The following is an 11272-nucleotide window of genomic DNA, read 5'->3' on the forward strand; positions in this document are numbered from 1 at the left end:
CCCGTCCGGCGTTTGAGGACGGAACCCTTGGCCCGGGGGGCCGGAAGGTCTGGGTGTGCGTCCCACGGGGGTGGGCGCACCAGGGCCTGGCCCGCCCGGCAGGGCGGGCCCCTCCGGGCCAGGGGTTCCGTCCTCAAACGCCGGACAGGCTGGAGTTCCGGGGCCGCGCCACACGCCGGGAGCAGGCCCACCAGCTCGAAGGTTCCGTCCTCAAGCGCCGGACGGGCTGGAAATCCGGGCCCGGGCCCGACGGCGCATCACGAAACACGTAGGGAGCCGTACGCATGGACAGCGACATCACCGCCACCGCCACCGCGCCCCAGGGCGATGTGGACGCCGGTGCCTACGAGGTGCTGCGGCGGCGGCTCTCCGCGCAGGCCGGGGAGCTCGTGCGGCGGGCCGAGGCGCTCAACGCCCGGCGGACCGAGGAGTTCGGGTCGACCGGGCTGCGGCTCCTGGCCACCGAGCAGGTGCGCACCGAGCACGCCTCCGTCCCGCGTGACCTCGTCGCCGTGGGCGGGAAGCTCCTCTTCGGGTTCGAGCGGGGGCCGGGGGCCCGGGGCGAGGCCGGGGTCGACGACGTCCTCCTCGTACGGGACGCCGAAGGGGACAGCGAGGCACCCGAGAACGGCGACACCCTCCTCGACGACGACGGGTTCCGGCGCGAGTTCGCCTCCCTCCACCGCTACTTCCGCGACGCCCGCCTCCTCCGTCTGCGCCGGACCGGCGGGAAGCTTCTCGCCGTCTTCCGTACGGGCGAGAACGCCGAGGACATCCGCGTGCTGCGCTGGGCGCTGGGCGCGGACGGGTCCCCCGGGGCGTTCCTCGACGCGCAGGGCGAGCGGGACCATGTCTTCCCCGCGTCCCACGACTTCGACTGGACCGTCGCCGGGCGCGAGGCCCACCGCCCCGGCCGCCACCCGCACATCGCCATCGGCAAGGGCGGCGGCCTCTTCGTCGACACGCTCGGCGGCACCCTGACCGTCAAGGTCACCGATGACACCGAGTCGCCGGACGGGATCTACGAGGAGCCCGTCGACGAGCCGTTGCAGTCGCTGGCCGACGCCGACGTCGAGTACGCGGAGGTCGGGCCGCTGGTCCTGCTGCGCGTACGGCCGTACAAGGAGACCGACTGGCGGCATCTGGTCTTCAACTCCCTGCTCTCCAGTGTCCAGCGGCTCGACTCCATCGGACCGTCCTGCCACCGCCTCCCCGAGGACCAGGGGATCATCTTCCCCGGCGGCTACTACCTCACCACCGGCACCGCGAAGACCTTCGACACCGCCGAGGAGCTGACCGAGCCGGTCTTCGAGGGCGCGGTCCGCTCGCCCAATGGGGAGGACGTCCTCTACGTCTTCCGTTCCCGCGACGGCCTCCGCAGCCTCCTCCTCCCCTACAACCTGATCCGCCAGGAGGTCGCCACCCCGCTCACCGGGCGCGGGCACGCGCTGCTGGACGACGGAACGCTGGTCCTGCTGCGGGACAACCCGGACGGGCCGGCCCGCGTGCACCCGTTGCAGCGCTGGCAGACGCCGTACGTCTCCGACACCTACGCCGCCGCCCGGCCCGCCGGGACCGGGCCGCTCGCCCGGACCGGCAACGCCGATCTCGTACGCGGGATTTCGGACTGCCTCGCGCTCGCGCACGGGGTGCGGGACATGACGCCGACGACCGCCGTGTACGGGCAGCTCGCCGCCGACTGCGCCCGCGCGCAGGACCGCTACCACTGGCTGTCCGACCCCGAACTGGGCGCGCTCGGTGAGCCGTTGGCCGAGCTGCGGGCCACCGCGCAGCAGGTGCTGGCCGAGTTCACCGCCGTACAGGATCTGACCCGGCGGGCCGCCGAGGCGCTGGAGGAGACCGCGACCCGCATCACCGCGCTGGTGCGGCGGGTGCGCGGCGAGGTGCCCGGGTCGGCGTCCGCGTGGGTCGAGCGGCTCACCGAACTGCGGCAGGCTCATGGGCACTTGGCGACGGTCGGCGAGATGCGGTACGCCGACGTCGAGCGGATCGCGGAGCTGTCGGCCCGGACCGAGGACGACATCGCCTCCGCCGCCCAGCGGGCCGTCTCCTTCCTCGCCCGTGAGGACGCGTTCGACGGGTATCACGCGGACATCGCGGGGCTCGTGGCCGACGCGGGGGCGCTGGAGACCGTACGGGACGCCTCCGCCGTGACGGACCGGCTGGCGTCGATGACGGAGGGGCTCGCCACCGTCACGGACGTCGTCGCCGGTCTCGACATCGGCGACGCCACCGTGCGCACCTCGATCCTGGAGCGGATCGCGGAGGTGCTGGGCGGGGCGAACCGGGCCCGCGCCACGCTGGACGCGCGCCGCCGGGAGCTGCTGTCGAAGGAGGGCCGGGCCGAGTTCGCCGCCGAGTTCGCGCTGCTCGGGCAGGCGGTCACGGGCGCGCTGGCGGCGGCCGAGTCGCCGGAGGCGTGTGACGAGCAACTGTCGCGACTGCTGCTCCAGTTGGAGAACCTGGAGTCACGGTTCGCGGAGTTCGACGACTTCCTCGCCGAGCTGGCCGAGCGCCGCACCGAGGTGTACGAGGCGTTCTCGGCGCGCAAGCAGACCCTCCAGGACGAGCGGGCGCGGCGCGCGGAGCGGCTGGCCGGGTCGGCCGACCGGGTGCTGGAGACCATCGCCCGGCGGGTGGCCGCGCTGGACGATCTCGACGCCGTCCACACCTACTTCGCCTCCGACCCGATGGTCGCCAAGATCCGGCGGACCGCCGACGAACTGCGTGAACTCGGCGACCCGGTACGGGCGGAGGAGCTGGACGGGCGGCTGAAGGCGGCCCGGCAGGAGGCGGGCCGCGCCCTGCGCGACCGCACCGAGCTGTACGCCGACGGCGGGTCCGTGATCAAGCTGGGCCGCCACCGGTTCGCGGTGAACACCCAGCCGTTCGACCTGACGCTCGTGCCCTCCGGGGAGAGCCTCGTCTTCGCGCTGACCGGGACGGACTACCGGGCCCCGGTCACCGACCCGGCGTTCGCGGCGGCCCGGCCGTACTGGGAACAGCTGCTCCCCTCGGAGAACGCCGCCGTCTACCGCGCCGAGCACCTCGCCGCCCGCCTCCTCGACGAGCACGGGGCGAGCCGCCTGACCGCGTTGTCCGACGCCGAACTGGCCAAGCTCGTAAGGGAGTCGGCGGCCGAGGCATACGACGAGGGGTACACCCGGGGCGTCCACGACGAGGACGCCACCGCGATCCTGGCCGCCCTGCTGCGCCTGCACGCGGACGCCGGGCTACTGCGCCACGAGCCCGGGGCACGGGCGGCCGCCCAGCTGTTCTGGACGTACGGCGTGGACGCGGCGCAGCGCACGGCCTGGGCGCGGCGGGCGGTATCGCTGGCCCGCGCCCGCGACACCTTCGGGCTGGCCCCGGCCATCGCCGTGCTCCAGGAGGAGTGGGCGACGGCGATCGAGTGCAGCCCGGCTGCGGCGGACGGAGTGCGGCCCGAGGCCGTCGCCGCGTACCTCTTCGAGGAGCTGACGACCGGACCGGCCGGGTTCGTCCGGTCCGCCGGGGCCCGGGCGTTCCTGGACGGGTTCCACCGGGCCGCCGGGCCCGATGTGTACGCGGAGGACCTGGCGGCCCTCGGCGACGACCTGGCCGCCCGCAAGCAGCTCGTGGAGGGCTGGCTCGTCCCGTACGCCGAGTCCACCGGGGCCGCCGGAGCGACGGGGACGGGCTTCGGCGGCGGCGATCTGGCGGAGGCCGTCGCGGTGGAGCTCTGCCCGGAGCTGGAGCGGTACGCGTGCGACGCGCCGCTCACCGAGCGGCTGGAAGGGCTGCTCGGCGACCACCCGCGCATCGCGGGCGGCGGTGCCCTCACCGTACGGATCGACGAACTCCTCGCCCGTACCGCCGAGTTCCGCACCGACACCGTGCCCGGGTTCCGCGCCTACCAGCGGCTGCGCACCTCCCTGGTGACCGGTGAGCGCGGCCGGCTGCGGCTGGACGACCACCGGCCGCGCGTGATGTCGGCGTTCGTCCGCAACCGGCTGCTCGACGAGGTGTACCTGCCGCTGATCGGCGACAGCCTGGCCAAGCAGCTCGGCACCGCCGACGCCGACCGGCGCACCGACTCGCAGGGCCTGCTCCTGCTCGTCTCGCCGCCCGGCTACGGCAAGACGACGCTGATGGAGTACGTCGCGGACCGGCTCGGCATGGTCCTCGTCAAGATCAGCGGCCCGAACCTGGGCCACGACGTGACCTCCCTCGACCCGGACCGGGCCCCGAGCGCCACCGCGCGGCAGGAGATCGAGAAGATCAACTTCGCGCTGGAGGCGGGCAACAACACGCTCCTCTATCTCGACGACATCCAGCACACCTCGCCCGAACTCCTCCAGAAGTTCATCCCGTTGTGCGACGCCACGCGCCGTATCGAGGGCGTACGGGACGGCGAGCCGCGCAGCTACGACCTGCGGGGCAAGCGGTTCGCGGTGTGCATGGCGGGCAACCCGTACACCGAGTCCGGCGAGCAGTTCCGGATCCCCGACATGCTCGCCAACCGGGCGGACGTGTGGAACCTCGGCGAGGTGCTGAGCGGTCGCGAGGACGTCTTCGCGCTGAGCTTCGTGGAGAACGCGCTGACCGCCAACCCGGTCCTCGCCCCGCTGGCCGGCCGCTCCCGCGACGATCTGGCGCTGCTGGTGCGGCTGGCGGGCGGCAGCGATCCGGCCGCGCGCGCGGAGCATCTGGAACACCCGTACAGCGCGGCCGAGTTGGACCGCATCCTGGCGGTGCTGCGCCATCTCCTCACGGCCCGGGACACGGTGCTCGCGGTGAACGCGGCGTACATCGCGTCGGCCGCGCAGACGGACGCCACGCGCACCGAGCCGCCGTTCCGGCTCCAGGGCTCCTACCGCAACATGAACAAGATCGCCGAGCGGATCGTGCCCGTCATGAACGACGACGAACTGTCCGCCGTCATCGACGACCACTACACGGGCGAGGCCCAGACGCTCACCACCGGGGCCGAGGCGAATCTGCTGAAGCTGGCCGCCCTGCGTGGCACGCTCACCGCCGAACAGGCGGAACGGTGGGCGGCGATCAGCGGTTCCTACGTCCGTACGCAGGCGCTCGGCGGGCCGGAGGGCGACCCGATGACCCGGGCCGTGGCCGCGCTCGGGCTGCTCGCGGACCGGATCGCCGCGGTCGAGACGGCGATTCAGCGGGCAGCGGACCCCCGGCACCTGCTCGCCGGCGTCCAGGGCGGCGCCAACGGCGGGGCGGTCAACGACCGTCCTGCCCCCGGCCGTCATGCGAAGATCACAAACGCTCCACACTGATCGGCACTGATCGGGAAGACCGAGCCGGAAGGATCACGGCATGCTGGGTTTCGTGCCTCCACTTCCTCAGCAGCCGGGACGGCCGCCGTCCTCCGGCCACATGATCGTCTGCGGTGACGACGCCCTGGCGCGCCGACTCGCCGTGGAGCTGCGCTTCATCTACGGAGAACGGGTCACGCTGCTCCTGCCGCCGGGCCGGGACGCGAACAACCCGGAGACCCCGCTGACCCAACGGGGCCGGGCGGCCGCCCTGTTCGGCCGGATGTCGGCGGCGATGAACCGCTCGGGCAACGGCAACGGGACCACCGGCGGCAGCGGCGACACCAACGCCGGGGTCGAGGCCGTCCGCATCATGGAGGCCCCCGAGCCCTCCGACGACGTCCTGGAGGAGGCGGGCATCGACCGGGCCGCCGCCCTCGCCCTCGTCTACGACGACGACGAGCGCAACATCCGCGCCGCCCTGACCGCCCGCCGCCTCAACCCCCGTCTGCGGCTGGTGATCCGGCTCTACAACCGCAAGCTCGGCCAGCATCTGGAGGAGCTGCTCGACCAGGCGGCGGCCGTCGCCATGCCCGGTATCGACCCGGCGCTGCTGGACGCCTCCACCACCGTCCTGTCCGACGCCGACACCGCCGCCCCGGCCCTCGCCGCCACCGCCCTGACCGGCAGCAGCAAGGTCATCCAGGCCGAGGGGCTGCTCCTGCGGGCCGCCGAGCGCCCGCCGCCGGGCCCCGGCGAGAGCGCCGACCCCGGCCTGTGCACCCTCGCGCTGCTCTCCTCCACCACCAACGACCCGGCGGGTGCGGAGGGTTCGGACAGCAGCGGCGACGAGGCCCCGCTGCTCCTGCCCGACGAACGCGCCGTCGCCGAGGCGACCGGCCGGGGCACGGTGGTCCTCGAAGCGATCAGCCGGGCCGATCCGGACCGGCCCGCGACTCGGATGGGCGGCCGGGGCGCGCCGCTCTCGCAGGTCTTCTCCCGCCGGCTGCGCTGGTCGGCCCTCGGCATCGCGCTCGCGGCACTCGCCCTGGTGGTCGCCTCGCTCCTCACCACCCAGGACAGCCTGGTCCACTCCACGTATCTGACCCTGCTCGACCTGCTGGGCATGAACGACCCGTCGGAGGACGGCACGACCGCCCGGAAGATCATCCAGCTGCTCTCCGGCGTCGCCGGGCTGCTCCTGCTGCCGCTGCTGATCGCCGCCGTCCTGGAGGCGTTCGGCACCCTGCGCACGGCCTCCTCGCTGCGCCGCCCGCCGCGCGGCCTCTCGGGACACGTGGTGCTGCTGGGGCTCGGCAAGATCGGCACGCGTGTTCTCGTACGGCTGAGGGAACTCGACATCCCCGTGGTCGTCGTCGAGGAGGACCCCGAGGCGCGCGGCATCCCGCTGGCCCGCTCGATGCATGTGCCGACCGTCATCGGCGACGTCACCCAGGAAGGCGTCCTCGAAGCGGCCAAGATCCGCCGCGCCCACGCCCTCCTCGCGCTCACCAGCATCGACACGACGAACCTGGAAGCCACGCTGTACGCCCGCTCGGTGAAGCCGGACCTGAGGGTCGCGCTGCGGCTGTACGACGACGAGTTCGCCACCGCCGTCTACCGCACCCTGCGCACCGCGCACCCCCAGGCCCTGACCCGCTCCCGCTCGGTCTCCCATCTGGCCGCGCCGTCCTTCGCGGTCGCCATGATGGGCCGCCAGATCCTCGGCGCGGTCCCGGTCGAGCGCAAGGTGATGCTGTTCGCCGCCCTGGAGGTCGCGGGGCACCCGCAGCTGGAGGGCCACACGGTCGAGCAGGCGTTCCGGGCGGGCGCCTGGCGGGTCCTGGCCATCGACGCCACCCCGCCCGCCGACCGCAACCCGGACCTCGCCGCCCTGCCCCCGTTCGACCCGGAGGGCGACGCGACCCCGCCGCCCTCCGGCCTGGTATGGGACCTGCACCCCGGCTACGTCCTGCGCGCCCAGGACCGGGTGGTGATCGCCGCCACCCGCCGGGGCCTCGCGGAGCTACTGCGGCGACAGCGGTCGGCGGTGCCGAGGCAGTAGGGGGTTTCCCCCTACCGGGGCGGGCTTCCTCCTGGTCGGCCGGCTGGGGGCGGGCCGGTTCGCGGGCGGGTGGCCGGCCGGTTCGCGCGGTCGGCTACCGGAACGCGCCCATCGCCTCCCGTACCTCGTCCAGCGTGGCTTCGGCCAGGGCGTTCGCCCGCTCGTTGCCCGCGCGGAGCACCGACCGTACGTACGTCAGATCCTTCGCGTACTCCGCCCGCCGGGCCCGGAAGGGCGCCAGGTGACCGTTGACCGCGTCGGTCACCGTCCGCTTCAGAGTGGCGGCCCCGCCGTCGCCGATCTCCGCCGCGACCTCGTGCGGGTCCCGGTCCAGGCAGAGGGCGGCCAGCAGGACCAGCGAGGAGACGTTGGGGCGGGTGTCGGGGTCGTACGTGATGTGCCGGTCGGCGTCCGTCGTCGCGCCCTTGATCAGGCGGGCGGTCTCGTCGGCGGTGGCGGAGAGCGGGACGGAATTGCCCCGGCTCTTGCTCATCTTCGTACCGTCCGTGCCGAGCAGCAGGGGCGCGGCGGAGAGCAGGATGTCCGGTTCCGGGAAGACCTGTCCGTACCGCTCGTTGAACCGGCGGGCGATCGTCCGGGTGACCTCCAGGTGGGGCGCCTGGTCGCGGCCGACCGGGACCAGGTTTCCCTTGCAGGACAGGATGTCGGCGGCCTGGTGGACCGGGTAGGTGAGCATCAGCCCGCTGACCGTGGACTGCCGGGAGTGCGCGATCTCGTCCTTGACCGTGGGGTTGCGGTTCAGCTCCGCGACGGAGACCAGGCTCAGGAAGGGCAGCATGAGCTGGTTGAGCGCGGGGACGGCGCTGTGGCAGAAGACGGTGGACCGGGCGGGGTCGATGCCGAGGGCCAGGTAGTCCAGGAGCAGCCCGTCGGTGTACTCCCCCAGCCGCTCCGCGGTGTCCCGGTCGGTGATGACCTGGTAGTCGGGGATGAGGACGATGACGTCCACGCCGAGATCCTGGAGGCGGACCCGGTTGCGCAGGGAGCCGAAGTAGTGGCCGAGGTGAAGGGCGCCGGTGGGACGGTCCCCGGTGAGGACCCGGAAGCCGCCGGGGTCCTGGGCGATACGGCGCTCCAGGTCTGCGGTGCGGGGTTCGGTGCTTCGGGCCTCGGCGGTGGTTGTGATCGTGGTCGTGATCGCGGTCATGGTGGCTGTCTCTCCTCGCGTGAGTGCTGCGTGAGGGACGGCCCCGCCGGTGAGCGCCGCTGCGCTCCGTCTCCGTCTTCCGTGTCCGCGCCGTACGAGGGCAGCGAAAAGGGCCGTCCATGTCGAACGGCCCTGGTTCCGTGCAGATGCTGTGGCCGCTCCTAGAAGGAGCGCCACCAGTTGCGGCACGGGACGGAGGTCATGAGCACAGCATACCGGCCGGCCGGGGAGACCGCGGGACGCCCGGGAAGACCGCGGGCCTACTTCGGGGCATGCTCACCGACGTAGAAGAGGAGCCAGACGAACCCGGCGAACAGGTGGGTCACGAAGACATAGACGAAGACGCGCAGGAACACTCCGCGCGCTTTCCACTCCTCACCGTTGCTCTTCAGCTCGCTCACCGTTCCAGAGTACGCCCGCCCGGGAAGGGCTTCCGGCCGCGCGGAATAGGACGGGGAGGGGTCCCGTTGTAGGATGTAGTTCAATGTTCAACCAAATCGGTCAGGGCTTCGGGACCACACGGAATCGGGGTCTCCGGCCGGGACTCAGGAAGGCGGACGCCATGCAGTTCGGGATCTTCACCGTCGGGGACGTCACGACCGACCCGACCACCGGCCGGACCCCCACCGAGAACGAGCGGATCAAGGCGACCCTGGCCATCGCGCAGAAGGCCGAGGAGGTCGGCCTGGACGTCTTCGCGACCGGCGAGCACCACAACCCGCCGTTCGTCCCGTCCTCCCCGACGACGACCCTCGGCTACATCGCCGCCCGCACCGAGAACCTGATCCTGTCCACGTCCACCACGCTGATCACCACCAACGACCCGGTGAAGATCGCCGAGGACTACGCCACCCTCCAGCACCTCGCGGACGGCCGCGTCGACCTGATGATGGGCCGGGGCAACACCGGACCGGTCTACCCCTGGTTCGGCAAGGACATCCGCCAGGGCATCCCGATGGCCGTCGAGAACTACGCCCTGCTGCACAAGCTGTGGTGCGAGGACGTCGTGGACTGGGAAGGCAAGTTCCGTACGCCGCTCCAGTCGTTCACCGCCACCCCGCGCCCGCTGGACGGCGTCCCGCCGTTCGTCTGGCACGGCTCCATCCGCTCCCCCGAGATCGCCGAGCAGGCCGCGTACTACGGGGACGGCTTCTTCCACAACAACATCTTCTGGCCGATGGAGCACACGAAGAAAATGGTGTCCCTTTATAGGCGCCGTTACGCCCACTACGGGCACGGCACCGAGGAACAGGCCATCGTGGGGCTCGGCGGCCAGGTGTTCATGCGGAAGAACTCGCAGGACGCGGTACGGGAGTTCCGCCCGTACTTCGACAACGCGCCGGTCTACGGCCACGGCCCGTCCCTGGAGGACTTCACCCGCGAGACCCCGCTGACCGTGGGCTCCCCGCAGGAGGTCATCGAGCGGACGCTGACGTTCCGGGACGCGGTCGGCGACTACCAGCGCCAGCTGTTCCTGATGGACCACGCGGGGCTCCCGCTGAAGATGGTCCTGGAGCAGCTCGACATCCTCGGCGAGGAGGTCGTGCCCGTCCTGCGCAAGGAGTTCGCCAACCTGCGGCCGGCCGGCGTGCCGGAGTCCGCGCCCGTCCACCCGGCGGTCGCCGCCGCCCGAGCCTCCGGAAAGGAAGCCTGACCCCGATGTTCTCCACCTCGCCCCTGCGCATCGTCGCCGTATCGGCCGGGCTCAGCCAGCCGTCCTCCACCCGGCTGCTGGCCGACCGGCTGGCCGCCGCCACCCGTGAGCGCCTCGCGGCCGAGCAGGACCGGAACGTAGAGGTCCGTGTCATCGAGCTGCGCGATCTCGCCGTGGACATCGCGAACCACCTGGTCAGCGGGTTCCCTTCGGCCGGGTTGCGCGAGGCGATCGACGCGGTGACGGAGGCCGACGGGCTGATCGCCGTGACGCCCGTGTTCACCGCCTCGTACAGCGGTCTGTTCAAGTCGTTCTTCGACCTGGTCGACCACACCGCGCTGACCGGCAAGCCCGTCGTGATCGCCGCGACGGGCGGCACGGCCCGGCACTCGCTGGTCCTGGAGCACGCCCTGCGCCCGCTCTTCGCCTATCTGCGGGCCGTCACCGTGCCGACCTCCGTCTACGCGGCCTCCGAGGACTGGGGCTCGTCCGGTGACGAGTACACCGAGGGCCTGCCGTCCCGGATCCGGCGCGCGGGCGGCGAGCTGGCCTCCGCGGTCCTGGGCCGTACGGTCTCCGGAGCCTCGCGGGCGGCGAGCCTGGACGACGGGGAGGACGCGGTCGTCCCCTTCGAGCAGCAGCTCGCGGACCTGCGGCTGGACTGAGGCCGGGTGCGGAGCGCGCCTCGGGCAATCGGGGCGGGTCACATCGACCCGCCCCGATTGCCCTGTTTGATTACAGTGAGATCGGATGCTGTACCGAGCGCGACCAAATGCGACCGAGCGCGACCGAGCTGGAGGCAGATATGGGCAGGATCGTTGTGGGCGTCGACGGCTCCGACTCCTCGATCAAGGTGTCGGTTCGCATGTGATGTGGCGAAATCTCACGAGAGTTGGCAAACGGGTGGCGAGTTCTCATCTGAACTGGCAAGCCTGAACGCGTGAGCAAGCGAATGCGAAGTGTGACGGGCGGCGCTCCGGCGAGGGTCAGGGGCTTCGAGGTGAGCTATTTGGGGGGTGACGGAGTGGAGCGTCGGGAGCCGTTGGCCGTGGCCGCGCAGGTGCGGTTCGAAGACGGCCGCCCTGTCCGCGAGTTCCCCTCGT

Annotated in this window: 6 protein-coding genes; 4 read left to right on the forward strand and 2 right to left on the reverse strand. The window is 72.3% G+C overall.

From position 1 onward, the window contains the following. The first annotated feature begins 284 nt into the window (after window positions 1-284). Complete coding sequence (locus A3Q37_RS30320; RefSeq protein WP_065489433.1) at window positions 285-5303, forward strand: DNA repair ATPase; 5019 nt, start codon at window positions 285-287, stop codon at window positions 5301-5303. 40 nt (window positions 5304-5343) lie between these two features. Continuing rightward, window positions 5344-7347, forward strand: a complete 2004-nt coding sequence (locus A3Q37_RS30325; protein ID WP_065489435.1) for an NAD(P)-binding protein — start codon at window positions 5344-5346, stop codon at window positions 7345-7347. A gap of 94 nt (window positions 7348-7441) precedes the next feature. Here the strand turns inward: A3Q37_RS30325 and trpS are convergent, their stop codons facing one another. Both trpS and A3Q37_RS37400 read right to left on the reverse strand, forming a co-directional pair. Then, window positions 7442-8515: a tryptophan--tRNA ligase gene (gene trpS, locus A3Q37_RS30330; protein WP_065489437.1), complete on the reverse strand. Its 1074-nt coding sequence runs from the start codon at window positions 8513-8515 to the stop codon at window positions 7442-7444. Window positions 8516-8775: 260 nt separating this feature from the next. Continuing rightward, a complete protein-coding gene (locus A3Q37_RS37400; RefSeq protein ID WP_010071343.1) occupies window positions 8776-8916 on the reverse strand; it encodes a DUF6126 family protein in 141 nt (46 codons plus the stop codon). A 161-nt stretch (window positions 8917-9077) separates the two neighbouring features. Between A3Q37_RS37400 and A3Q37_RS30335 the strand changes: the two genes are divergently transcribed. Together A3Q37_RS30335 and A3Q37_RS30340 are read left to right on the forward strand one after the other, a co-directional pair. Then, window positions 9078-10169: an LLM class flavin-dependent oxidoreductase gene (locus tag A3Q37_RS30335; RefSeq protein WP_065489439.1), complete on the forward strand. Its 1092-nt coding sequence runs from the start codon at window positions 9078-9080 to the stop codon at window positions 10167-10169. A 5-nt stretch (window positions 10170-10174) separates the two neighbouring features. After that, on the forward strand, window positions 10175-10834 hold the full coding sequence (locus tag A3Q37_RS30340; protein ID WP_065489441.1) for an FMN reductase: 660 nt from the start codon (window positions 10175-10177) through the stop codon (window positions 10832-10834). Window positions 10835-11272 lie beyond the last annotated feature (438 nt).

Origin of the sequence: Streptomyces sp. PTY087I2 (genome assembly GCF_001687325.1) — a bacterium.
Taxonomy (GTDB): domain Bacteria; phylum Actinomycetota; class Actinomycetes; order Streptomycetales; family Streptomycetaceae; genus Streptomyces.

Coding starts and splice junctions, on each gene's coding strand:
- A3Q37_RS30320 (WP_065489433.1), top strand. CDS start 285: ATGGACAGCGACATCACCGCCACCGCCACCGCGCCCCAGGGCGATGTG.
- A3Q37_RS30325 (WP_065489435.1), top strand. CDS start 5,344: ATGCTGGGTTTCGTGCCTCCACTTCCTCAGCAGCCGGGACGGCCGCCG.
- trpS (WP_065489437.1), bottom strand. CDS start 8,515: ATGACCGCGATCACGACCACGATCACAACCACCGCCGAGGCCCGAAGC.
- A3Q37_RS30335 (WP_065489439.1), top strand. CDS start 9,078: ATGCAGTTCGGGATCTTCACCGTCGGGGACGTCACGACCGACCCGACC.
- A3Q37_RS30340 (WP_065489441.1), top strand. CDS start 10,175: ATGTTCTCCACCTCGCCCCTGCGCATCGTCGCCGTATCGGCCGGGCTC.